This is a genomic window from Variovorax boronicumulans (genome assembly GCF_030812215.1).
Lineage (GTDB): Bacteria > Pseudomonadota > Gammaproteobacteria > Burkholderiales > Burkholderiaceae_C > Variovorax > Variovorax boronicumulans_C.
This window is the reverse complement of sequence record NZ_JAUSSG010000001.1, coordinates 403298-428932: the sequence shown is the minus strand read 5'-3', so window position 1 is coordinate 428932 and position 25635 is coordinate 403298. Positions and strand designations below refer to the sequence as shown.

16 protein-coding genes and 1 tRNA gene are annotated in these 25635 nt (G+C 64.4%); 14 read left to right on the top strand and 3 right to left on the bottom strand.

Annotation, left to right across the window (positions count from 1 at the left end; genetic code table 11):
* Positions 1-68 precede the first annotated feature (68 nt).
* The 3 genes from J2W23_RS01970 to J2W23_RS01960 all read left to right on the top strand — a co-directional run bounded on the left by J2W23_RS01970 (position 69) and on the right by J2W23_RS01960 (position 8982).
* A complete protein-coding gene (locus J2W23_RS01970) occupies positions 69-272 on the top strand; it encodes a hypothetical protein (RefSeq protein WP_307647482.1) in 204 nt (67 codons plus the stop codon).
* Between the two features lie 312 nt (positions 273-584).
* Positions 585-8057 carry an ESPR-type extended signal peptide-containing protein gene (locus tag J2W23_RS01965; protein WP_307647481.1) on the top strand — a complete coding sequence of 2491 codons (7473 nt, stop codon included), beginning with the start codon at positions 585-587 and terminating at the stop codon, positions 8055-8057.
* A 31-nt stretch (positions 8058-8088) separates the two neighbouring features.
* Positions 8089-8982 (top strand): OmpA family protein, encoded by an 894-nt coding sequence (locus J2W23_RS01960; RefSeq protein WP_307647480.1) that lies wholly within the window; start codon positions 8089-8091, stop codon positions 8980-8982.
* Between the two features lie 62 nt (positions 8983-9044).
* Here J2W23_RS01960 and J2W23_RS01955 read toward each other — a convergent pair whose 3' ends face one another.
* Positions 9045-9461, bottom strand: coding sequence for a MarR family winged helix-turn-helix transcriptional regulator (locus J2W23_RS01955; protein WP_307647479.1), 417 nt, complete (start codon positions 9459-9461; stop codon positions 9045-9047).
* A gap of 431 nt (positions 9462-9892) precedes the next feature.
* Here J2W23_RS01955 and nirB point away from each other — a divergent pair, with 431 nt between their 5' ends.
* The 7 genes from nirB (at position 9893) to J2W23_RS01920 (ending at position 19550) form a co-directional block, all read left to right on the top strand.
* On the top strand, positions 9893-12421 hold the full coding sequence (gene nirB, locus J2W23_RS01950) for a nitrite reductase large subunit NirB (RefSeq protein WP_307647478.1): 2529 nt from the start codon (positions 9893-9895) through the stop codon (positions 12419-12421).
* A gap of 21 nt (positions 12422-12442) precedes the next feature.
* Positions 12443-12784, top strand: coding sequence for a nitrite reductase small subunit NirD (nirD, locus tag J2W23_RS01945; protein WP_176658107.1), 342 nt, complete (start codon positions 12443-12445; stop codon positions 12782-12784).
* Positions 12785-12841: 57 nt separating this feature from the next.
* On the top strand, positions 12842-13654 hold the full coding sequence (locus J2W23_RS01940) for a formate/nitrite transporter family protein (protein ID WP_176658106.1): 813 nt from the start codon (positions 12842-12844) through the stop codon (positions 13652-13654).
* A gap of 43 nt (positions 13655-13697) precedes the next feature.
* Positions 13698-15446 carry a bifunctional protein-serine/threonine kinase/phosphatase gene (locus J2W23_RS01935; protein WP_307647477.1) on the top strand — a complete coding sequence of 583 codons (1749 nt, stop codon included), beginning with the start codon at positions 13698-13700 and terminating at the stop codon, positions 15444-15446.
* A 116-nt stretch (positions 15447-15562) separates the two neighbouring features.
* A complete protein-coding gene (locus tag J2W23_RS01930; protein WP_218104491.1) occupies positions 15563-16246 on the top strand; it encodes a response regulator transcription factor in 684 nt (227 codons plus the stop codon).
* A 43-nt stretch (positions 16247-16289) separates the two neighbouring features.
* Positions 16290-18074, top strand: a complete 1785-nt coding sequence (locus J2W23_RS01925; protein WP_307647476.1) for an ATP-binding response regulator — start codon at positions 16290-16292, stop codon at positions 18072-18074.
* 111 nt (positions 18075-18185) lie between these two features.
* Positions 18186-19550 carry a hypothetical protein gene (locus J2W23_RS01920; RefSeq protein ID WP_307647475.1) on the top strand — a complete coding sequence of 455 codons (1365 nt, stop codon included), beginning with the start codon at positions 18186-18188 and terminating at the stop codon, positions 19548-19550.
* Between the two features lie 110 nt (positions 19551-19660).
* On the opposite strand, the gene J2W23_RS01915 is transcribed toward J2W23_RS01920, so the two are convergent.
* A complete protein-coding gene (locus tag J2W23_RS01915) occupies positions 19661-19939 on the bottom strand; it encodes a hypothetical protein (RefSeq protein ID WP_307647474.1) in 279 nt (92 codons plus the stop codon).
* A 567-nt stretch (positions 19940-20506) separates the two neighbouring features.
* On the opposite strand from J2W23_RS01915, the gene J2W23_RS01910 reads away from it, so the two are divergent.
* Positions 20507-22606 carry an AAA family ATPase gene (locus J2W23_RS01910; RefSeq protein WP_307647473.1) on the top strand — a complete coding sequence of 700 codons (2100 nt, stop codon included), beginning with the start codon at positions 20507-20509 and terminating at the stop codon, positions 22604-22606.
* 204 nt (positions 22607-22810) lie between these two features.
* Positions 22811-23827, top strand: a complete 1017-nt coding sequence (locus J2W23_RS01905) for a restriction endonuclease (protein WP_307647472.1) — start codon at positions 22811-22813, stop codon at positions 23825-23827.
* A gap of 408 nt (positions 23828-24235) precedes the next feature.
* Here J2W23_RS01905 and J2W23_RS01900 read toward each other — a convergent pair whose 3' ends face one another.
* Positions 24236-24544, bottom strand: coding sequence for a gamma-butyrobetaine hydroxylase-like domain-containing protein (locus tag J2W23_RS01900; protein WP_307647471.1), 309 nt, complete (start codon positions 24542-24544; stop codon positions 24236-24238).
* Positions 24545-24813: 269 nt separating this feature from the next.
* Between J2W23_RS01900 and J2W23_RS01895 the strand changes: the two genes are divergently transcribed.
* Together J2W23_RS01895 and arr are read left to right on the top strand one after the other, a co-directional pair.
* A tRNA-Gly gene (locus J2W23_RS01895) sits at positions 24814-24887 on the top strand.
* A 306-nt stretch (positions 24888-25193) separates the two neighbouring features.
* Positions 25194-25589 (top strand): NAD(+)--rifampin ADP-ribosyltransferase, encoded by a 396-nt coding sequence (arr, locus tag J2W23_RS01890; RefSeq protein WP_307647470.1) that lies wholly within the window; start codon positions 25194-25196, stop codon positions 25587-25589.
* Positions 25590-25635 lie beyond the last annotated feature (46 nt).

Below are 25635 nucleotides of genomic sequence, written 5' to 3'. Positions count from 1 at the left end.
AAAAAGCCTGTGGATCTTTTTCGGGATTCACAGCGCTTTCTGGTCGCTCGCCAATGGGGAGCGGCCGCATGCTGCCGAGCAGCAATACGCACGAATTGGCAAGGCGCCTGCCAAATAGCGAACTCGTCATTTCACACCGGCTGCACGCCGGGGTGCCCGCATTTTTTTCCAATTTGATCAATTTGGCGGGAGTATTTATTGATATTCATTTGACGCCGAATAAATACGATTTTCACATCAAATGGAAATTGAATGCCAAGGGAGGCGGGTAAATCTCCTCCGAGAGATCATGATTTCGATATCAATCGATATCCAAATGATGATTAGAAATAATAACTATATTGAACTCCATCGATGGATGTGGTAAGAGTTTTATTCGTTAGTAACTTCATATTACTATTCGTGTTTATGAGTCAATTGAAAATACAAATAGGTTCGACAAAATGACTCCAAAATGCGACATGAGTCATTGCGGCACTCCATTCGTTTATTAAGATTAATTTCAAAACGAAATTTCAAAAAAATGCCCAGGGAGCGGAATGGCGCCTGCCATTCAATGGTTTTTCAACGGATGGATGGATCCCATGAATAGAACTTACCGCTCGCTCTGGAATGAGTCCCTTGGTGCCTGGGTTGCGGCATCGGAGATTTCCCACGCCCGCGGAAAACGCGGCGGCAGTCTCGTGGCGCTGGCCGCGGCAGGAAGCGTGTTTGCGGCGCTTCCGGCGCGGCGGCTGCGAGCGGGACTCGCGACTGCGCTGGTGGCCCTCAGCGCCCTCGGGTGGACTTCTTTCGCCGAGGCGCAGGCGGTGGATTGCAGCGTGGCGCCGTACAACGCGTACAACGGTACCGCCTCGTGCATGGGCCTGAGCTCCAAGGCATCGGGCATCGGCGCCACCGCGCTGGGTTCGCTTGCCGTGAGCGATGTGCTCGGCGGCCTCGCTGTCGGCTATTCCTCCCACAGCGCCGCGCAGAACTCCATCTCGTTGGGTTTCGGAGCTTATTCCGCCGGCATCAACTCCATCTACCTGGGGGCACGCACGGGGCCCACGACCGGCGCATTGGCCGGTGGCGCCATCGCGATCGGCACGGATGTGACCGCGAATGGCGGCAATGCCATTGCCGTTGGCACGATAGCTGTTGCAGGCAGCAACTTCGCCACCGCCGTCGGCTACTCCACAAGAGCGACCGCGCTACGAAGCGTCGCGGTCGGGAACGAGGCAACAGCAACCGACGAGGCTGCCACCGCCGTCGGGAACAGCGCGCGAGCGCAAGGAAACAGCTCGCTTGCGCTTGGAGCGCAAGCGCTGGCGATGGGAGCCAGCACAGTTGCGGTCGGCCAGGGGGCGGGTGCGGGTTCGACGACCGCCAATACGGGGTCGGTCGCAGTCGGCATTGCCGCGGGAACGCTGGTCAGCGGCGCGCAGAACACAGCCATGGGGGGAGGCATTCCTAGCGTGATGCGAGGCGCGGGTTCAGGCGTCACGGGAACGCGCAACGTCGCGTTGGGTACGGGTGACGGCACGGTCGCCTACGACGCCAACCTGGACGCTGCTGCGGGCAGCCTGGTAAGCGGCAACGACAACGTCGCTATCGGCACCAACGCAGGCATTGCCGTTGCTGGAAATGCGACGACATCGATCGGCCTCAACGCCGCGGCCTCGGCCACCTCTGCAGTGGCGGTGGGGACCGGCACGGTCGCAAGCAATATCAATACGGTTGCGCTGGGCGCTTCCGCCACCGCCACAGGAGCCGGGGACAGCGCCTTGGGCACCTTTGCCAACGCGTCGGGAGGGAACTCCACGGCGGTCGGCGTCAGCTCGAGCGCCAGCGGCGGCCGTGCGTTTGCCGGCGGCTGGGGCAGCAGCGCAAGCGGCGTTGATGCCGCAGCCATCGGCACCCGGTCCAACGCTTCAGGAATCAGTTCGGCCGCGCTCGGCAATCTCGCCAACGCGTCGGCGGATTTCTCGCTCGCCATGGGCAACCAGGCGGTGTCGGCCGGCGTCGGTTCGGTCGCGGCGGGGTCGGGCGCCAGCGCCGCGGCCGACGGCGCGGTCGCCGTGGGCAACAACGCCGCGGCGACGCTCTCGCGCTCCACCGCGCTGGGCTTCGGCACGGCGGCGGGCGGCCAGAACGCGACCGCCGTGGGTGCGCTCGCCCTTGCCTCCGCCAACCAGGCGGTCGCGATCGGCAACAGCGCCAAGGCCTCGGCACTCAACGCGATCGCGATGGGCACCAACGCCATCGCCGATGCCGCGGATGCCGTCTCCATCGGCAACGGTTCCACCGCTACCGGGGGCAAGGCGGTGGCCATCGGTGCGGGCAACGTCGCGAGCGGCGACGGCGCCGTGGCCATCGGCGACCCGAACACCGCCACCGGCGACGGCGCGGTGGCCCAGGGCAAGGACAACACGGCCACCGGCAACGGCTCTGTGGCGATGGGCAACACCAACAAGGTCGGCGGCGGCGGACAGGACGTCAGCGTCCCCGGCACGGCGGCGCAGGGCGCTGTGGGCATCGGCTTCCAGAACACGGTGGTGGGCCAGGGCAGTGTGGCGATCGGCAGCACGAGCAAGGCACTGGCCGCGGGCGCGGTGGCGTTCGGCGACACGGCGGTGGCCAACAACGCAGGCGACGTCGCACTGGGTTCGGGCTCCAAGACCGACACGGCGGTCGGCACGCCCAGCACCGTGATCGGCGGCACGACCTATCTCTTCGCCGGCACGACGCCGACCTCGACGGTGAGCGTCGGTGCCCCGGGTGCCGAGCGCACCATCACCAACCTGGCGGCCGGCCGGATCTCCGGCACCTCGACCGACGCCATCAACGGCTCGCAGCTGTACGCCACCAACCAGGCCATCGCGGCCATCGCCGCCAGCACGCCTACGCACTACTACAGCGTGAACGACAGCGGCATACAGCAGGCGAACTACACCAACAATGGCGCGACGGGGGCCAACTCCCTGGCGGCCGGCGTTGCGGCTCGCGCTTCCGGAACGCACTCGACCGCGGCCGGTTTCCAGTCCAACGCGACCGGAAATCAGTCGGTGGCAATCGGCGATGCCGCGGAGGCCTCGGCCAACCAATCCGTCGCGCTGGGCGTCGGGGCGAAAGCCGCTGGCGCCAGCGGTTCGACCGCCATCGGTGCGGGTGCCAACGCCCTTGCAACCAACAGCGTGGCTGTCGGCGTCTTCTCCAGGGCGAGCGGCGTGACCTCCACAGCCATCGGCCCCGGCGCCAATGCCGCGGCGGACAAGGCCGTGGCGGTCGGACAAGGTTCGAAGGCTCTCGCCACTTCGGCTGTGGCCATGGGCACCTCGGCCAACGCGAGTGCTGGCGGCGCCGTTGCAATCGGCGCGTCCACCAGTGCATCGGCAACGAATGCGACGGCGATCGGCAACGGCTCGCAGGCGCTGGCGGCTTCGACCCTGGCGCTGGGCGATAGCAACACGGTCGCTGCGGCAGCGGGCGTGGGCTCGATCGCTGCCGGCAGCAACTCGCGGGTGTTGGGCGGCACCGGCGCGGTGGCGATGGGCGCGGGCAACGTCGCCAACGGCAACGGTGCGGTCGCCATCGGCGACCCGAACACCGCCACCGGCGACGGCGCGGTGGCCCAGGGCAAGGACAACACGGCCACCGGCAACGGCTCTGTGGCGATGGGCAATACCAACAAGGTCGGTGGCGGCGGACAGGACGTCAGCGTCCCCGGCACGGCGGCGCAGGGCGCTGTGGGCATCGGCTTCCAGAACACGGTGGTGGGCCAGGGCAGTGTGGCGATCGGCAGCACGAGCAAGGCATTGGCCGCGGGCGCGGTGGCGTTCGGCGACACGGCGGTGGCCAACAACGCAGGCGACGTCGCACTGGGCTCCGGTTCGGTCACGGCCGCGGCGGTGGGCACGCCGAGCGCAACGATCAACGGCAAGGTCTACAACTTCCAGGGCGTTGCGCCGACGAGCACGGTCAGCGTGGGCGCCGGAGGCGCGGAGCGCACGATCACCAACGTGGCTGCAGGCCGGATCTCCGGCACCTCGACCGATGCGATCAACGGCTCGCAGCTGTTCGCCACCAACTCGGCCATCGCCGATGTGGCAACGACGGCAGGCAAGGGCTGGAACCTGAGCGCCAATGGCGAGGCCACGCCGCAGAACATCGCCCCCGGCGGAACGGCTGACTTCGCCAACGGGAGCAACACGACCGTGACGCGCACGGGCAACCAGATTCGGGTCGATGTGTCTGCCGATCCGATCTTCAACTCGGTGACGACAGGCAACACGAAGATCGACAACGGCGGCTTGACCATCGTAGGTGGACCTAGCGTGACGACCACCGGCATCAACGCCGGCGGCACGCAGATCACCAACGTGGCGCCGGGCGTTGCGGGCACCGACGGCGTGAACGTCGACCAGCTGAACACCACGGTGGCTGGCAGCAAGACCAAGTACTACAGCGTCAACTCGACTGGCGGCGGCAACGAAGCCAACGACGGCGCGACCGGCGCCGATGCCATTGCCTCGGGCAAGAACGCCACGGCTGCTGGTGCTTCCAGTGTTGCCATGGGCTTGGGTGCAACGGCCGGTACAGCCAACAGCGTGGCACTGGGTGCGGGCTCCTCAACGGCTGCTGCGGTGGGAACCGCCAGCACGACGATCAACGGCACAACGTACAACTTCCAGGGCACTACCCCAGTGGGCACGGTCAGCGTGGGCGCCGGAGGTGCGGAGCGCACGATCACCAACGTCGCGGCGGGCCGGATCTCCGGCACCTCGACCGATGCGATCAACGGCTCGCAGTTGTTCGCCACCAACTCGGCCATCGCCGATGTGGCAACGACGGCAGGCAAGGGCTGGAACCTGAGCGCCAATGGCGAGGCCACACCGCAGAACATCGCCCCCGGCGGAACGGCGGACTTCGCCAACGGGAGCAACACGACCGTCACGCGCACGGGCAACCAGATTCGGGTCGATGTGTCTGCAGATCCGATCTTCAACTCGGTGACGACGGGCAACACCAAGATCGACAACGGCGGCTTGACCATCGTGGGCGGACCGAGCGTGACGACCACCGGCATCAATGCCGGCGGCACGCAGATCACCAACGTGGCGCCGGGCGTCGCGGGCACTGACGGCGTGAACGTCGACCAGCTGAACACCACGGTGGCTGGCAGCAAGACCAAGTACTACAGCGTCAACTCGACTGGCGGCGGCAACGAAGCCAACGACGGCGCGACCGGTGCCGATGCCATTGCATCGGGCAAGAACGCCACGGCCGCTGGTGCTTCCAGCGTTGCCATGGGCTTGGGCGCGACGGCTGGTACGGCCAACAGCGTGGCGCTGGGCTCGGGTTCAGTCACGGCCACGCCGGTGGGAACTGCCAGCACGACGATCAACGGCACGGTCTACAACTTCCAGGGCGTCGCGCCGGTGGGTACGGTCAGCGTCGGCACGGTGGGCGGCGAACGCACGATCACCAATGTGGCAGCGGGCCGTATTTCCGGCACCTCGACCGACGCCATCAACGGCTCGCAGCTGTTCGCCACCAACCAGTCGATCGCCGACGTCGCGACGACGGCGGGCAAGGGCTGGAACCTGAGCGCCAATGGCGAAGCGACGCCGCAGAACATCGCCCCCGGCGGAACGGCGGACTTCGCTGACGGCAGCAACACGACCGTCACCCGCACGGGCAACCAGATCAGGGTCGATGTGGTGGCCGATCCGATCTTCAACTCCGTGACGACAGGCAACACGAAGATCGACAACGGCGGCTTGACCATCGTGGGTGGACCTAGCGTGACGACCACCGGCATCAACGCGGGGGGCACGCAGATCACGAATGTGGCACCCGGCGTGGCAGGCACCGACGGCGTGAACGTCGACCAGCTGAACACCACGGTGGCCGGCAGCAAGACCAAGTACTACAGCGTCAACTCGACCGGCGGCGGCAACGAGGCCAACGACGGCGCGACTGGCGCCGATGCCATCGCCTCCGGCAAGAACGCGACCGCGGCCGGTGCTTCGGCAGTGGCCATCGGCCTGGGCGCGACGGCCGGCACGGCCAACAGCGTGGCACTGGGTGCGGGCTCGTCCACAGCCACGCCTGTCGGAACCGCCAGCACGACGATCAACGGCGTGACCTACAACTTCCAGGGCGTCACCCCGGTGGGTACGGTCAGCGTCGGTTCGGGCGGCGCCGAGCGCACGATCACCAACGTCGCGGCCGGCCGGATCTCCGGCACCTCGACCGATGCGATCAATGGCTCGCAGCTGTTCGCCACCAACCAGTCGATCGAAGACCTGAGCACCACGGTCACCGCCAACAAGACGCGCTACTACAGCGTCAACTCCACGGGCGGCACCAACGAGGACAACCTCGGCGCGACCGGCGCCGACGCCATCGCGTCGGGCAAGAACGCGGCGGCGGCCGGTGCTTCGGCGGTGGCCATCGGCCTGGGCGCGACGGCGGGCGACGCCAACAGCGTGGCGCTGGGCGCGGGCTCGGCCACGAGCGCGGCGGTGGGCACGGCCAGCACGACGATCAACGGCACGGTCTACAACTTCCAGGGCGTCTCGCCGATCGGCACGGTCAGCGTCGGCACGGTGGGCGGCGAACGCACGCTCACCAACGTGGCGGCAGGCCGGATCTCCGGCTCCTCGACCGACGCGATCAACGGCTCGCAGCTGTTCGCCACCAACCAGTCGATCGAGAACCTGAGCACCACGATCACGGCCAACAAGATCAAGTACTACAGCGTCAACTCGACGGGGGGCGGCAACGAGGACAACCTCGGTGCCACGGGGGCCGATGCCATTGCGTCGGGCAAGGATGCCAGCGCGACCGTCAACGGCGCCGTGGCCATCGGCTCGGGCGCGGTGTCCGACCGGGCGGTCGCAAGCAGCAGCGGCAACATTCCCGCAGGCAGCGCGCTGATCCCGTTCAACACCGCCGACCGCACCCTGCTGGGCGCGCTGTCGGTGGGCAGCGCCACCACCTACCGCCAGATCACCAACGTGGCGGACGGCACCCAGGCGCAGGACGCGGTCACCGTGCGGCAGCTCAGCGGTGCATTGCAGTCCTTCGCCGTCACGCCGATCAAGTACTTCCATGCCAACTCCACCGCGGCCGATTCGCTCGCGGTCGGCGCGGAGTCGGTGGCGGTCGGGCCGCAGACGGTGGTCAACGGCAACAACGGCGTGGGCATCGGCAACGGCGCCGTGGTGCAGCAGAGCGCACCGGGCGGCATCGCGATCGGGCAGGGCGCAACTTCGCACCTGGCCGATTCGATCGCGATGGGCACCGGGGCATCGGCCGCGGGCGTGCAGGGCGTGGCGATGGGCGCGGGCAGCAGCGTGACGCAGGCAGGCGGCGTGGCACTGGGCGCGGGCTCGGTCGCCTCGACGGCCGCGGGCGTGGCGGGCTACGTGCCGCCCACGGCCACCGACGCGCAGCGCATCGCCATCGGCGCGACCACCAGCACGCTGGCGGCCGTCTCGGTGGGCAATGCGGCGAGCGGCCAGTTCCGCCAGATCACCGGCGTGGCCGCGGGCACGGCCGACAGCGATGCGGTCAACGTCTCGCAACTGCGGGGCGTGCAGGGCACGGTCGCGGCGATCGACCAGTCGACGGTCAAGTACGACAGCAACGCCGACGGCTCGGTCAACTACAACAGCGTGAGCATGGGCGGCAGCAATGCCACCGGCCCGGTCACGGTGCGCAACGTGGCGCCCGGCGTGGCGGGCACCGACGCCGTCAACGTGAACCAGTTGAACGCGCTCGGCAGCGGCCTGAACAACCGCATCAACGCGGTCAACGACCGCATCGACGGCGTCGAGAAGAACGCCTACGCCGGCGTGGCCGCGGCCATGGCGCTGCAGATGCCCGGCAGCTACGTGCCCGGCAAGACGGTGATGCGCATCGGCGCGGGTTCGTTCAAGGGCGAGAGCGCGGTGGGCATCAGCTTCCGGCGCACCGCCGAGAACAACGCCTGGAGCATCACCGGCGGCGTGGCCACCAGCCGTGCCGGGGTGGGCGCGACCGTCGGCGCGGAATGGGTCTTCAACTGATCGCCATCGAGAAGAACTGGACGAACTCACCATGAACAAGCTTTCTCAAGCCAGGACCTCCGTCGCGATTCGCGCCACGCCGCTCGCCGCGCTCTGCCTTGCCGCGCTGTTGGCCGGCGGCTGCGCGACGAGCTACACCATCACGCCCGAGATGCAGGCCCGCGCCGCTTCGGAGAACCCGCCGCCGCCGAAGGACGAGGACTTCCCCGCACTCGATTCGGCCACGTGGCGGCAGGGCGCCTTCCCGAACCTGGAGGCCCTGCGCACCATGCGCACCGGCATGGGCAAGGACCAAGTGCGCGAGCTGCTGGGCTTTCCGCACTTCAGCGAAGGGCTGGCCGGCGTGCGCGAGTGGAACTACATCTTCCATTTCCGCACCGGCGCCGGTCCGGAATACATCACCTGCCAGTACATGGTTCGCTTCAATGCGGATGTGCTGGTCAATGGCTCGTACTGGAAGGGCCCGGGCTGCGCCGACCTGCTCAAGCCGCCGCCCGCAGCGGCGCGGCCGGTTGCGGTCATCCAGCCTGCGCCGGCGCCCGCGAGGACGACGACCCTGGGCGCCGACGGGCTCTTCCGCTTCGATGGCCGTTCGCTGGCCGATCTGTTGCCCGACGGCCGGCGCAAGCTCGATGCGCTGGCGAGCGACATCAAGGCCAGCCCGAGGCCGGTGGATGCGGTCCGGGTGACCGGCCACACCGACCGGCTCGGCAGCGAAAGCTACAACCAGGCGCTCTCGCTGGCGCGCGCGACGACCGTGCGCGACTACCTCGTGCAGGCCGGCGTGCCGGCGCAGAGCGTGCAGGTGCAGGGCAGGGGCGAATCGGAGCCCAAGGTGCAGTGCGCGCAGGCCAGCCGCGCGGCACTGATCGATTGCCTGGCGCCGAACCGGCGCGTCGAAATCGAGGTTTCCACGGGGCGTTGATTGCCTGCGCGACGGGTCGTGTCCTCGAAAAAAGGACCGGCCCGCCGCCTTGCTTTTTCTTGCTAGGCGCCGTCCTTGTTCACGAGCGCCACGACTTCCGCGAGCTTGGCCACCTGGTTCTTGTGCAGGGCGGCCAGCGTCTCCAGCTTCTTGCGCCCCGCGGCCAGCAGGTGCACCTCGACCTGCCGCCGGTCGGTGCTGCTGGGCTTGCGCTTGACCAGACCCGCTTCCTCGCAGCGCGACACGAGCGCGACCACGCCGTGCGGCTGGGCCTGCAACCGCTCGGCGATTTCACTGACCGTGGCCCATTCCCGTCCTGGAAATCCCTGCGTGTGAAGCATCAGCTGGTATTGCAGCACCGTGATGCCTTCGGCCCTGGCCGCGTCCTCGCTGAAACGCAGAAAGCTGCGCAGCCTGAACCTGAAATCGGACAGTGCCTCCAAGTGCTGCTTCCCGACGCTTCCCCGTAGGCTGGCCATTGCGTTTCCAAAGTGAGGTGCGAACGGCAAGCAATGTAGCAGCGCGCGCCGGGGCGCCTCCGGGCCTTTGGGCCGCACCAAACGGGGCGACGCATGCGCCACAACGGCGCATGGCGCAGGGCGATGCGGCCATGGGGCGTCGTATTTGGTGCGGCCGGAGGCCTGGGGACCTGACCGCAGGCTGAATCGCCTGGCACGGATGTTGCGCAGGGTCTTGCACTGTTCCGCGGCAACGCCGCCGCGGCACTCACAGTGCCTCCGCTAACGACGGCGGACCCGAGCGCACTGCAAGCTTTGTTCAACCAAGGCCGGCAGTACGTCCGTTCCAACCCGATTCGCATCCGTCCCTTGCGGGGGCTCGCCCTGACTGTCGTCTTTCCGACGCGGTCTGCGGCGGACTGACGCATGGCCGGCTGCACGCAGGATCCGACATGAAAATCGCAGTCATTGGCCACGGCATGGTGGGCCACAAGTTTCTAGAGCAGCTCCACGAACTCGGCGTTGCCGATGCAGAGGTCACGGTGTTCTGCGAAGAGCCCCGCGCGGCCTACGACCGGGTGCATCTCTCCGAGTTCTTCGCAGGCAAGACCGCCGAAGACCTCTCGCTCGTGGAGCCCGGCTTCTTCGAGCGCAGCGGCTTCACGCTGCGCCTGGCGGCGAAGGCCGTGGCCATCGAGCGCCGCAATAACACGCTCACCACGGCCGATGGCGAAGTGGTGGCCTACGACAAGCTCGTGCTGGCCACCGGCTCCTCGCCGTTCGTGCCGGCCGTGCCCGGGCGCGACCGCGCCAACTGCTTCGTCTACCGCACCATCGAAGACCTGGAAGCGATGAAGGCCTGCGGCGCGCGCTCCAAGAGCGGCGTGGTGGTCGGCGGCGGCCTGCTGGGCCTCGAATGCGCCAAGGCGCTGCGCGACATGGGCCTGGAGACGCACGTGGTCGAGTTCGCCCCGCGTCTCATGGCCGTGCAGGTCGACGAGGGCGGCGGCCGCGCGCTGCGCAGCAGCATCGAGGCGCTGGGCCTGCATGTGCACACGGGCCGCAACACGGTGGAAATCACCGACGGCGCCGCCGCGCGGCACCGCATGGTGTTCGCCGACGGCACGTACCTGGAGACCGACATGATCGTGTTCTCCGCCGGCATCCGTCCGCGTGATGAGCTGGCCCGTCAGTCGGTGCTGGCCATCGGCCCGCGCGGCGGCGTGGCGATCGACAGCCACTGCCGCACCAGCGACCACGACATCTACGCCATCGGCGAGTGCGCGTCGTGGAACGAACAGACCTTCGGCCTCGTGGCGCCTGGCTACGACATGGCCCGCGTTGCCGCCAAGCACATCGCCGGCCAGCAGGAGGCGGCCTTCGTCGGCGCGGACATGAGCACCAAGCTCAAGCTCATGGGCGTGGACGTCGCGAGCATCGGCGACGCGCACGGCAAGACGCCGCATTCGCGCACCTACCAGTACATCAACGAGCACAAGCAGATCTACAAGAAGATCGTGGTGAGCGAAGACGGCAAGCAGCTGCTCGGCGCGGTGCTGGTCGGCGATGCGACCGAATACGGCACGCTGCTGCAGATGGCGCTCAACGGCATCGCGCTGCCGGCGGACCCGGAGTTCTTGATCCTCCCCTCAAGCGACGGCAAGGCGCGCCCCGGCCTCGGGGTGGATGCGCTCCCCGACACCGCCCAGATCTGCTCGTGCAACAACGTGACCAAGGGCCAGATCTGCGCGGCCGTGGGCGAGGGCGCCTGCACCGTCGCCGAGATGAAGGCCTGCACCAAGGCCGGCGCCACCTGCGGTGGCTGCGTGGCGCTGGTGGGGCAGGTGATGAAGGTGGAGATGGCCAAGCGCGGCATGGCCGTGAACAACCACCTGTGCGAGCACTTCGCGTACTCGCGCCAGGAGCTCTATCACCTGATCCGCGTCGGCGAAATCCGCAGCTTCGAAGACCTGCTCGCCAAGCACGGCAAGGGCCTGGGCTGCGACATCTGCAAGCCCACGGCGGCGAGCATCTTCGCCTCGTGCTGGAACGAGTTCGTGCTGAAGAAGAATCTCGCGAGCCTGCAGGACAGCAACGACTACTTCCTCGGCAACATCCAGAAGGACGGCACCTACTCGGTCGTGCCGCGCATGCCGGGCGGCGAAGTCACGCCCGACGGACTCATCGCCGTGGGGCAGGTCGCGAAGAAGTACGGCCTCTACACCAAGGTCACCGGCGGCGCCCGAGTGGACATGTTCGGCGCGCGCGTCGAGCAGTTGCCCTCGATCTGGGAAGAGCTCATCGCCGCGGGCTTCGAGTCGGGCCATGCCTACGGCAAGTCGCTGCGCACCGTGAAGAGCTGCGTGGGCTCGACGTGGTGCCGCTACGGCGTGGACGACAGCGTGGGCCTCGCCGTCGAGCTGGAGAACCGCTACAAGGGCCTGCGCGCGCCGCACAAGATCAAGTTCGGCGTCTCGGGCTGCACCCGCGAATGCGCCGAGGCGCAGGGCAAGGACGTCGGCATCATCGCCACCGAGAAGGGCTGGAACCTCTATGTGTGCGGCAACGGCGGCATGAAGCCGCGCCATGCCGAACTGTTCGCCTCCGACCTCACCAAGGCGCAGCTCATCCAGCTCATCGACCGCTTCCTGATGTTCTACGTGCGCACCGCCGACCGCCTGCAGCGCACCAGCACCTGGCGCGAAAACCTCGAAGGCGGGCTCGACTACCTCAAGGGCGTGCTGCTGCAGGACACCCTGGGCATCGCCGGCGAACTCGAGGCGCAGATGCAGAGCGTGGTCGACACCTACCAGTGCGAGTGGAAGACCGCGGTGAACGACCCCGCAACGCGCCAGCGCTTCCGCTCCTTCGTCAACAGCGAGAAGCCCGACGAGCACATCGTGTTCGTGAAGGAGCGCGGCCAGATCCGCCCGGCCCGCGCCGAAGAGCGCAGCACCGAAGCCGACGCCGAAACCGTCTGACGAAAACCGAGGATCTCCACGATGACCACCGACACCCTCCAATGGACCGCCGTGTGCGCGGCCACCGACATCCTTCCCGACACCGGCGTCTGCGCGCTGGTGGAGGGCGTGCATGTCGCGATCTTCAGCGTGGGCCGGGAGCAGGCCCTGTACGCCATCGACAACGTGGACCCGAAGGCCGGCGCCAGCGTGCTCTCGCGCGGCCTCGTGGGCAGCCTGGGGGACCGCATCGTGGTCGCCTCGCCGCTCTACAAGAACCACTTCGACCTGCGCAGCGGCGAATGCCTGGAGGCGCCCGAGTACTCGGTGCGCGCCCATGCGGTGCGTGTTCATGAGGGCCGCGTGCTCGTAGCGCTGGGTTGAGCCGGCCGTCTTCGTTTTCTTTTCTTCTTCGCTTTTTCGCTTCTCCAAGGAATCCCGATGGCCTACCTAGCCCCCGCCGAGTTCGTGACCAAGATGGTCGATGCCGGCGAATCCAAGCTCTTGATGTCCACCCGCGACACGCTCATCCGCTCCTACATGGCCGGTGCGATCCTGGCACTGGCCGCGGCCTTCGCCGTGACCATCACCGTGAACACCGGCAATGCGCTGGTGGGCGCGATGCTGTTCCCGGTCGGTTTCATCATGCTGTACCTGCTGGGCTTCGACCTGCTGACCGGCGTGTTCACGCTCGCACCGCTCGCCGTGCTCGACAAGCGTCCTGGCGCCACCTGGGGCGGCGTCATGCGCAACTGGAGCCTGGTGTTCGTGGGCAACTTCGCCGGTGCGCTCACCGTGGCGGTGTTCATGGCGATCATCTTCACCTTCGGCTTCAGCGAGGCACCCAACGCCATCGGCGAGAAGCTCGGCCACATCGGCGAAGGCCGCACCGTCGGCTATGCGGCGCATGGCGCCGCCGGCATGCTGACGCTGTTCATCCGCGGCGTGATGTGCAACTGGATGGTCTCCACCGGCGTGGTCGCGGCCATGATGTCCACCACCGTGTCGGGCAAGGCCATCGGCATGTGGATGCCGGTGATGGTGTTCTTCTACATGGGCTTCGAACACTCGATCGTCAACATGTTCCTGTTCCCCACCGGCCTCTTGCTGGGCGGCAAGTTCACGCTGATGGACTACCTGATCTGGAACGAGATTCCCACCGTCATCGGCAACCTCGTCGGCGGCCTGACCTTCGTGGGTCTGACGCTGTATTCGACGCACTACAAGACGGCGCCCAAGCGCAAGGCCAGCTGAGCACCGGTCACTCCTCACTCACGCACCACGCACGCATCGTCCGATGCTGATGCCTGTGCACAAGGCGCTGCGCGTGACGCTCGGCCAGCACTCGCTGGCCAAGCCGGGCGCGGTGAACCAGGACTTCCACGGCGCGATGCTGCCCGAGGGAACGCTGCGCATGTCCAAGGGCATCGCCGTGGCGCTGGCAGATGGCATCGGCTCCAGCCGCGTGAGCCAGGTGGCGAGCGCGGCGGCGGTGCGAGGCTTTCTCGACGACTACTACGCCACCTCCGATGCATGGTCGGTGCGCCGCGCAGCCCAGCGCGTGCTGGGCGCGACCAACTCGTGGCTGCACGCGCAAACGATGCGCAGCGACGCGCGCTTCGACAAGGACAGCGGCTACGTCTGCACCTTCAGCGCGCTCGTCTTCAAGGGCCGCGACGTGCACATGCTGCACGTGGGCGATGCGCGCATCCATCGGCTGCATCCGAACGGGCTGGAACAACTCACCGAAGACCACCGGGTGCATCTGTCGTCGGTCGAGTCGTACCTCGGGCGAGCACTCGGCGCGGGGCCGAACGTGGAGATCGACTACCGCTGCTGGGAGGCGGAGGTGGGCGAGGTCTACCTGCTGGCCACCGATGGCGCCTACACGCACATCGATGCCGCTGCGGTACACGACGCGATGGCGCGCAGCGGCGACGATCTGGACAAAGCCGCACGGCTGCTGGCCGAGGCCGCGCGAACCCGCGGCAGCGACGACGACTGCACAGTGCAGCTCGTGCGCATCGACGAACTGCCGCCGGCCGACGCCGCGCAGCTTCCGCTGCAACGCGAAGGCCTCGCCATCGCACCGCCGCTCGCCCCCCGCACCCGCTTCGAAGGCTTCACCCTCGTGCGCGAACTCCATGTGAGTTCGCGCAGCCACGTGCACCTTGCGGTGGACGACGCGAGCGGGCAGCAGGTCGTGCTGAAGCTGCCCTCGGTCGATCTGCGCGACGACCCGGAGTACCTCGACCGCTTCGTGCTGGAAGAGTGGGTGGCGCGGCGCATCGACAACGTTCATGTGCTGAAGGCAAGCGCGATCGACCGCACGCGCGGCCATCTGTACGTCGCCATGGAATACGTCGACGGCCAGACGCTGGCGCAGTGGATGGTCGACAACCCCAAGCCGTCGCTCGACAGCGTGCGCCGCATCGCCGAGCAACTGGCGAGCGGGCTGCAGGCGCTGCACGGCAAGGAAATGCTGCACCAGGACGTGCGCCCCGAGAACGTGATGATCGACCGCACCGGCACCGTGCGAATCATCGACCTCGCGACGACGCACGTGGCGGGGCTCGCAGACGGGGCGGGCGAGGGCAGGCCGCTCGCGATCACCGGCACGCTGCAGTACACCGCGCCGGAGTACTTCACCGGAAATGGCGGCAGTGCGCGGTCTGACCTGTTCTCGATGGCGGTGATCGTCTACCAGATGCTTGCGGGGCAGTTGCCGTATGGGCTGCAGGTGTCGCGGGTGCGGTCGCCCGCTGATGTGAACCGGCTGCGCTACATGCCCGTTCGCCATCTGCGGCCCGACCTGCCCGAGTGGGTCGATGCGGTGCTGCAGAAGGCGCTGAACCCGAACCCGACGAAACGGCAGGAGGCCGTGTCCGAATTTGTGCATGACCTGCGCGCGCCCGGGCGGGAGTTTCTGCGTGCGCGGATGCCGCCGTTGATCGAGCGGCATCCGGTGCGGTTCTGGCAAGGGGCGACGGCGCTGCTGGCGGTGGTGTCGGTCGCGTTGGTGGGGGTGTTGGTGCTGGCGCGTTGAGGCTGCAGCCCAAGGCATATGCCTTCTTGCGTATGTCTTCCTGCGTGCCAGGATCGCGTCCTTCATGACTTTGGTCATTTCAGATTCGCAACCGCCCGCACTAACATGCCCGGACCATGGGCACCGCCACACCACAGCCGCCGCACGCTACACCGCTGCGCAGTGAAATCGGCTTTGCGATCCCCGCACGGGGCATCCTGGTGGTCGACGATCACGAGCTGGTGCGCCTGGGCCTGCGGGCGCTGCTGCTGGCGGAGACCGCCAGCGTGCCGGTGTACGAGGCGCGCAGCCTGGCCGATGCACTGCATCTTTACGAGCGCCATCTGACATTGCATTTCCTGGTGCTGCTCGATCTCGACCTGCCCGACGCCCAGGGACTGGACACCCTGGTGCGCTTCAAGCGCGCCTTTCCCGCATCGCGCGTGGTCGTGCTCTCGGGCAAGGACAGTCACGCGCTCGTGCAGGGGGCGATGGCGCTCGGGGCGCAGGCATTCCTGCCCAAGACCGGTCACCTGGGCGAGGTGCTGCGCTATGTGCGGGACAACGATCTGGTCGGCCTGCCGGCGCTGCCGTCCGCGGCCCCCGTCGCCGTGCATGCGAAACCGGCGACCACCGAGTTGCCGCCGCAGCTCAACGTGCGCCAGGTCGAGATCCTCGACTGGCTGCTGGCCGGCAAGTCGAACAAGGAGATCGCGCAGCTCTCGCACCTGACCGAGGGCACGGTCAAGAACCACGTGTCCACCCTGTTGCTGCTGTTCGGCATGCGCTCGCGCGCCCAGCTCATCAGCAGCCTGAGGTGACGACGCTGGCTTGCCGGGCGGCCTTCGAGATGACGATTCCGGCATGGCTGCGATGAACGCCGACGTGCATCCACCGGGATTGACCCAGCGGGTGCTGCGCGAGCAGGTCGCCGCGGTGCATGCCAACGCACCGGCGGCCTATCTCGCGGACCTCCTCACCGCGCAGACCTTGGGCATCGGCCTGTTCGTCGCCACGCGGCGCTGGCAAGTCCTGCTGTGGATGGCGCTGCACCTGGCATTGACGTTGCGGCGCGCGTACCGGCGCTACGAGCGCAGCCCCGATGCGGCGGCGCAGCCCGAGTACTGGGCACGCTTCAATGCGCGCAACGTGCTGCTGCGCTCCTGCATCTGGGGCCTGGCGCCCTGGCTGTGCGTTCCGCCGGGGCGCAACCTGGGGCTGTGGGTCATGGTCATCGTCATGATGATGGGCGGCTGTGCCGGCGGCGCGCTGTCGCTGGCGGTTCTCAAGCGCAACATCCCCCGCTTCATCGTGCCCAGCATGGCGAGCCTGACCCTGGCGCTGGCCTGGCGCGGCGACACCGTGCACCTGTTCCTGGCGACCGGCTGCCTGCTGTACATGTGCGTCATGATCATCTTCGCGCTGCAGCACCATCGGCTGCTGACCGCCGCGTTGACCATGCGTTTCGAGAAGGAGGCATTGGCCGAGCAACTGAGCCACCAGATTGCCGCCACCCAGCGTGCCAGCGCGGAGAAGACGCGGTTTCTTGCCGCGGCCAGCCACGACCTGCGCCAGCCCCTGCACGCCATCGCGCTGTTCGGGGCCGTCATCGAGAAGAAGCTGCAGGGCAGCGAGGAATGGCACCACGCGGCGCGGCTGATGGATGCGGTCGGAACGCTCGGCGACTCCCTGGACACCCTGCTCGACATCTCGCGGCTGGATGCCGGCGAGGTGTCGCCGCAGATTCGTCCCGTGGAACTGAACCCTCTGTTCCTTGCGCTCAACAATGTGTTCGCGGCGCAGGCGGCCGACCGGGATCTGCAATTGCGGCTGCTCGCCACGCCTTGCTGGGTGCTCAGCGACCTGCAGTTGTTGCAGCGGCTGCTGTCCAACCTCGTGGACAACGCGCTCAAGTACACGCCGCGCGGCGGCGTGGTGGTGGCCGCCCGTGCGCGTGGCCCGCTGGTGTGGATCGATGTGCGCGACACCGGCATTGGCATCGCGCACGAGCACCTGGGCCGCATCTTCGACGAGTTCTACCAGATCGGTAATCCGGGGCGCGACCGGGCCAAGGGGCTGGGCATTGGCCTGTCTATCGTCCAGCGGCTCTCGCGCCTGTTGGGGCATCCGCTGCAGGTGCGCTCCCGGCTGCATCGCGGCAGTCACTTTCGGCTGGTGCTTCCGGCGGTGACGGCCTCGGGCGTCGTGCCGCTCGCCGTATGTCCGGGTGCTGCCTTGCCGTTGCCGCAGCGCGTGCTGCTCATCGATGACGAAGCCGCGATCCGCCAGGCCGTGACCGGGCTGTTGCAGGCTCACGGCGTGGCCATCGACGCCGTAGCGGGCGAAGCCGAAGCCGAGGCCGTGCTGGCGCAGGCCTCGCAGGAGGGGCTCCCGGTCGAAGTGCTGTTGTGCGACGTGCGGCTGGCCGACGGTGCCGACGGCCTGGCCGCGGCCCAGCGGCTGCGCGCGCGTTCCGGCTCCGGCCTGCAGGTGCTGTTGATCACCGGGGAAACCGCGCCGCAGCGACAGCAGCAGATGCTCGACGCCGGGTTGCAGGTGCTGCTCAAGCCCGTGGCCGCCGACCGGTTGCTGCAGGCGCTGGCATCGCTGGTGCAGCACGATGCGCAGCCCGTTTGCACGCGCTCCTGAGCAAGGATTTATTGCCGCGGGCGGATGACCTTCGACACTGGATCGAGGGTATCGCCGAACCTAACGTGGAGGCCTTCTCATCCACTCCACTTGGAAAAAAGGAGGCCTTTCATGAATACCCGTCGTACCGTTTCCCGTGCATGGCGTACACCCGCCGCACTGCTGATGATGAACATGGTGCTGGTGGCTTGCGGTGGTGGCGGAGGCGCAGGCGCTGGCTTCCCCGGCTTCGCCGTCGCTCCCGCACCGGCCCCGGCCCCAGCCGCCCAGGGCACACCGCCGCCCACGCGGGAAGACACCACGACCGCCATCACCACGCAGCCGTCGGACACCACGGTGGGGCAGGGCGCGGCCGCCACGTTAAAGGTCCAGGCCACGCACGCGACGGCCTACCAGTGGCAGCGCAGCGTGGATGGCGGTACCAGCTGGACCGATGTGCCGGGCGCCACCGGCGACAGCTTCACCACGGCGGCCAATCGACTGGCCGACAGCGGCCAGCAACTGCGCGTGCAGGTGGCGGGCGCGAACGGCAGCGTGACCAGCCATGCCGCCACGCTGACGGTCAAGCCCTGGATCGCCACCGTGCTGGCGACGACCGGGGTGACCTACAACCGTCCCTATCAGATGGTCGTGGACGCCAGCGGCGCGAACCTGTACGTGGCCATGGGAGGCAATGGCGCGGTCTACAGGATCGACACGGCCAGCGGCAGCGGCGCCGAGGTGACGCCCGGCATGAGCATGAACACGCCATTCGGCCTTGCACTGTCCGCCGACGGCACGCTCTACGTGAGCGACCAGCATCGCATCAACAGGATCACTCCCAACGCCACGACCTACAGCACCTGGGTCGGCACCGGCAGCAGCGGGTATGCCGACAGCCCGGCCGCGGTGATGTTCAACACCCCTGCCGGCATCGCGCTGGACGGCGCGGGCAACCTGTTCGTGGCGGACCTGGAAAACAAGCGCGTGCGCAAGGTCGCGGCCGATGGCACCACGAGCACGCTGGCGGGCGACGGCACGCAGGCCTACCTCGACGGCGTCGGCACGAGCGCCCAGCTCGCACGCCCGCAGGGCCTGGCGATCAGCCGCGATGGCCGCACGCTGTACGACACGGACACCGACGGTCTGTGCCTGCGCAAGATCGACGTGGCCAGCGCCACGGTGAGCACGCTGCTGGGCGATTGCAGCACCGGCACGGGCCCCGGCGTCGTCGACGGAACGGCCGCCACGCCGGCCGGGCTCGGGTACTCCTACGGCGTGACGGTGGATGCGCATGACAACGTGTTCCTCACGCATGCCTGGGACGGCGTGGTGCGCATGGTCACGCCCGCGGGCGAGATCAGCACGCTGCGGGACAGCACCGGCGCGGCGTTGTCGTTCAATTTCCCGATCGGTGTGGCGGTGGCTGAGGACCAGACGATCTATGTGGGGGCATCCAATGGCAACCAGATCTTCAAGCTGACGCTGGCGCCTTGAGGGGAGTCGAGGTCTTCGGTTCGCGCCGTGCGAGCCGAAGACCCGGGCAGAGGACGAATCAGTCCATTGATCTGCGCTGCAGCAGCGGCGCTACCTCATCACAGGGACATCTAGCCCAGCGCCAGACGCAGCGATTGAATCGTGGCGTCGGCCGTGTCGATGCGGCGCTGCAGTTCTTCGTTCACCAGCTGCATCAGGGCGCCCAGCTCGCTGCGGATGGGGTGGATTTCTTCTGTGTCGTTCACATGCTGCGGAACGACGAGCTTTTCGATGCACGCGTAGGCGAGCCGCACGTCGTGCAGGCTGTCGATGTTGTCGCAGGCCCGCAGCGCGAGCGATGCGGCGCTGCTGGGGTCAAGGGATTCGGGGAGCGGGGGAACGTGAGCCATGAATGGCCTCCAAGGGTTTCGGTTTACTGAAACCGACGCACCCGAGGCCAATCGGAGGCGGCGGCTCGACGGGTTGGCCTACCGGGAAACCACTTGCGTGAAACCGGCCGGGCTTGCGCCCGCCCATCGAGCCGCCTAAACAGGAAGCAAGAGTGACGAAGCCGCAGACCCTGCGGGGGTAACTGCGGCTTGCGTCGCAGTGATTTCAACGGGAGGCCAATCCCGATCACGTCTGTTCTGACGTGACGGGGCGCAGTATAGCTACGCGAATGTGTTTGCCTTTGCAGTCCGGGTGGTCGCTGCCACGTACGGCTATTGAGATCAGGACGAGCCAGCAATCCGTTCATGCTGAGGCAAAGGTCATGGCCGCTAGTTGGACAACGATGATGTGCTCGTGTGTTGCCAGTTAGAGCCGCGCCAACGTTCACTTCGACCGAGCGAAGGTGGCGCATAGCCGCTGCACAGCGGCTCATCTTCGGCGGAAATACCTAATAAAAGAACGCGCAAATATCATGGGTTTCCGGCTACCCTTCCGATATGTGACCAGTACGTACAACGGAGGGCGGAATGCAGGTCGAACTAGAGCATTGCAACAACATCGAACGCGGCCAGATCGCGATCACCGAGGGCGTACTCAACATCAAATACGCGATCAACGGCACAGGCAAAAGCACCATCGCAAAGGCAATAGCGTACGCGGTCGAAGAAAAAAATGGTGCCGCGAAAAAACTCGCCAACCTAATCCCGTTCAAACACCGCGCAGCTGCCACAGCAGTCCCCAGCATCACGGGTATAGACGACATCGCGTCCACGAGGATCTTCAACGAAGATTACATCAACGGCTTTGTTTTTCAGCAAGATGACTTGCTGAAGGGCAGCTTCGAGATATTCATCAAGACGCAGGACTACGACGATGGCCTGCAGAAGATCGAGGAACTGATTCAAGACTTCAAGAGTTCGATTTCGACGGACCCCGAAGTCGACATCCTTCTTGCCGACTTTGAGGAGATTAGCAGCAGTTTCGGCAAGCCGGTGAAGACCGGTATCCATGCAGCCGGCAACATCGCGAAGGCCTTCAAGGACGGCAACAAGGTTGCAAATATCCCTGTCGGACTGGAAGCATATACACCGTACATCCGCCACGAATCCGGATACAAGTGGATTCGGTGGCAGCAAGAGGGAGCAAGCTACCTCCCTTTCGGTTCTGATTGCCCGTACTGCACCAGCGACATCAAGACCAAACGCGAAACAATAGACAAGGTCTCGCAAGCCTACGACCCGAAATCCATTGAAACGCTCAACAAAATTGTCAGCACTTTTGACCGCCTTAACAAATACTTCTCAACGGCCACGAAAGACAAGATTTCAGAATTCGTCAAAAATACTGAAAAATATACGGACGAGCAAGTCGCCTTTCTGAATGAGGTAAAAACGCAAATTGAACGCTTGGCCGGGAAGTTCAAGCAAAACCGAGCCATCGGCTTTGGCTCACTCAAAGATGTCACAAAAGTTATTGACGAATTAGGATCGTACAAAATTGATTTGGGACTTTATTACCACCTCAAATCGGAGGAAACCGCAGCTAAGGTTCAGATCATCAACGAGAGTATTCAGATTCTGATCGAAAAGGCGGGTGCATTGCAGGGTGCCATTGCTAAGCAGCGAACTACGATCGAACGTCTAGTCAAAGCCTACAGCACGCACATTAATGACTTCCTCGCGAATGCGGGCTACTCTTATAGAGTCGAATTGCGAGAAGGTGCGGATTCCAAACACAAGCTACTACTCACGCATTTAGAGTTTCCTGAGCAATCGGTCAGCAATGTGCGGGATCACCTGAGTTTTGGCGAAAGAAACGCCATCGCCTTGGTCCTTTTCATGTTCGATGCGGTCAGGTCCGATCCCAAATTGATCGTGCTGGATGACCCCATTTCATCGTTCGATAAGAACAAGAAGTACGCCATCATCGAAATGCTCTTCCAAGGGGGGCAGTCACTGCGCGGGAAAACCGTGCTTTTGCTGACTCATGATCTTGACCCCGTGGTGGACATGGTCGTTCACCATTCAGACCGATTCACCAAGCCCGCCGTCGCCTTCCTTGAAAACAAGGATGGCATTCTTTACGAGAAGATCATTACGCGGGCGCAGATTAAGACTTTCATTGACATCAATCATGAAAATATTGCACAGCCGATCCCGCTTTTAAACAGACTTGTCTACCTTCGCCGCCTGCTGGAGGTGACGCAGCAAAAGGGCAATGCGTTTGACATTCTGTCAAACGTCTTTCACAAGCGTCCCGCTCCAAAGAAATTCGAAGGTGGAGAACTGCGAGATATGACTGTCGAAGAAATCAAAGCGGGATGTGAGGCTGTCCTCGAAAAAATTCCCGACTTCAGTTACGCGGCAGCCCTTAGTCTGGTCACTGATAAACAGCAAATGAAGCAGCTCTACCATGCTTCACTCAGCAACTACGAAAAGCTGCACCTCTACCGTATTCTTTTTGATCATGAGGAAGACCAGGTCAAGTCCAATGTCATCTTGAAGTTTATCAACGAGGCTTTTCACATCGAGAATAACTACATTTATCAACTCAACCCGCGTGAATACCAATTGGTCCCGCACTTCGTTATCAAGGAATGCGACAAATACGTTGCCACGATCCAATAGTGGGTCTCCCGCTGAAAAGTGGTATCGGCACACGGCATCATAATTGATGCGCCGATATGACTGCAGTCGACCAGGAACAGAAATTTGGATTGAAATAAGCCGCAGCCCCTATCCCGATAGGTAGATTAACTTCTATTCGAGCCGTCGTTTATTTCCATCATTTTGAAATGGAAGTCAATTATAAATGACTCCCCAAGAGATTTTATGAGCGGCATCTTTTTGCCTCGCGACCTCTTTGTTGCCTACATCAGTGAACAAATTGGATTTAAATCTGGATTGGCTTTGTCGCTTGATGAGTTGATATCGCACACCGACATAAAAAGCAAGCTGCACACCCAGCTTTCCAGCGCCGAAGCCACTCATGTGTCTATACATCATCACGAATTGCTGGATTCGTTTCAGATGATTCTTCATCGATTGGGAGTGTTGCCCCATCCGGTCGCCTATCATGCCCCAACGTTCTTTCGGTTTTCACCTAGAAATGACGCGATTCGTCAGTCAGTGATCGAAGGAGTTTTTGATTTACTCGCAGGGGAGAAAGATTGGCTATTGCCAAAGCCAGGATTGGAGTTGAGCCAATTTCTTAGAAATGCAGAAGAAAGATGGGGGTATTTGGGGCAAGAACTGGCAAAAGAGATCGTTGACATGATGTACCTTTATCGAATCGGCTCCTTATGCGAGTTTGACCGCTTCAGACGAATAGATTGGAATGGCACAATAGAATTAAAAGAGTTATTTTCAAGTGAATCATTGGATGCGCCTAATGGACATTTCATCGATCAAAGATTTCTTGACTACTTAGGGGCAAACTTTTCGGCCATTGACACAATGAATTGGCGAAAGTTCGAAGGCTTGTCTGGCGAATTTTTCTCACGTGCTGGATACGATGTGGAAATGGGGCCTGGTCGCGGAGATGGCGGGGTAGATATTCGAGTGTGGAAACCGAAAATTAACAAAAATGGCAATCCTCCGACAATTCTCATTCAATGCAAGAGGCAGAAATCCTCAATTGAGCAGGTGATTGTTAAAGCGCTTTGGGCTGATGTTGTTCACGAAGGGGCAGAATCCGGATTAATAGTTACATCATCTCGTATTGCTCCGGGGTCTCAACGTTTGTGTAGTGCACGGTCATATCCAGTGAGGGTTGAAGAAAGAGCCTCTCTTGCTCGTTGGCTTAAAGCGCTACGCACTCCTGGTAGCGGAATACTAACGAGTATTTAGGCCAAAATTAAAGACTAGTTTCACGCGTGAGTCAGGGGCAGTAAATTACTTCCTTTGCGCCGTATATCCATCTTCGGTCAAGAAGTAGATTTTGGATGCCGGCCTGAAGTCATCTTAGAAATCAGAAGAATGGAACAGGGACGGGCGACATACAGATGAGGTGAACGCCTCCAAAATGTGCGTGTTTGTGGGGAGGCGCTTTCGTGCTCACGCCCCTTTCTCAATGTGCATGCACCCAAGCGACTTGCGTGGAAATCTTTTGAATAGATGCCGCACACGATCCTTCCCGACTTGGCTTGGTAGTTCAGCGGAGACACTCCTGAATCCATCAAGTGCAACCACGCGAGTGTCGGCTTTCGGCCGACCGCTGAGATCCAGACCTTGGAGCAAAAAAAGGCAATAAGGTGGTTAGCGTGTCACGGCCGATAGCACACGTCCCGCCAGCAAGTCCCTCAAAAACCCCCAAGGAAAAATCCCCCGGTCGTGCCCATCGCTGAATACGAACTGCACGCCATAAGCCCCGACCGGCTGTATGTCCGCGAGTTGCACGTCGTCACCCGCATCGCCATCGCCCCCAACCGCACGCAGCGCCTTGCAATCCGCACAAGGGCAACTGGCCCGCAGCATCCGGTACGTCGCCACATACCGCTCCCCATCGCCCCAGCAAAACTCCAGCGCAGCCCGCGCGCGGTGATCGACGATGGACTCAGGCGCCATAGGTCGCCTCGCCGATCCGCACGATGGCCAGCCGGGCCGATTGATTTGCGCACTTCGGGATCAAGATCGTCCGCAGCAAGTTCGAGTGCGGGCAGCGCCCCTGCATCGCCGATGTCGCCCAGCGCCGCCAGCAGCGCGGCGGTCGCGGTGGGCTATCGATCGATCACTCTCTGTCCGTTCAAAGCCGTCGAGTCGTCATGCAAGCCTTCCCAGTCTGAAAGACCGCCACCGGGTGACCGTCGGCACTGACGGTAGAATCCGCGCCTGCTGCGGGTGTAGTTCAATGGCAGAACGGCAGCTTCCCAAGCTTCATACGAGGGTTCGATTCCCTTCACCCGCTCCAGCTCTCCATATGCCATGCGGGTTTGCGGCCGGTTGATTGGGGCTTACCCAGCCACCCGCCTCACTACAAATCCAAGTCGCCTCGACGCTCATGCCGCCACTTGCCGAGCGCGCGAGCCGAACAAGGCGCCAACCCGACGCCGAGTCGATTCACCTTCCTGCCGTGTAGGCGATGAGGGCTTCCCTCGGTGACCTCACTTCCTCCACGTTGAGCACGGCGTAGCCCGGAGGTCCTGCTGGCCCTCTCACGTGAATACGCCCCTAGTAAACTCCGCGGCCTTTTCTTACTGCAGAGGAGCGATGGGCGATGACTGTCCTGGACACCGGTCCTTACTTCCATGGCACGCGAGCGGACCTCCAGGTGGGCGACCTGCTGACCGCAGGCTTCCGCTCCAACTACGACGGCCGCGTCGTGATGAACCACATCTACTTCACCGCGTGGCCAAAGGGCGCCGGGCTGGCCGCCGAGATGGCGAAGGGCGAGGGCCGTGGCCGCGTCTACATCGTCGAACCCACGGGCGCCTTCGAGGACGACCCCAACGTCACCGACAAGAAGTTTCCGGGCAATCCCACACGTTCGTACCGCAGTCGGGAGCCGCTTCGCATCGTCGGCGAACTGGAGACCTGGGAGCTCTTTGATGCGGAGTACATCCGGCAGCTCAAGGAGCGTGTGCGCGCAGGCATGGGAGAGATCATCAACTGAATCGGGCCTGCCATGCCGCGACATGCGCCGGGTCTGCAGATCGAGC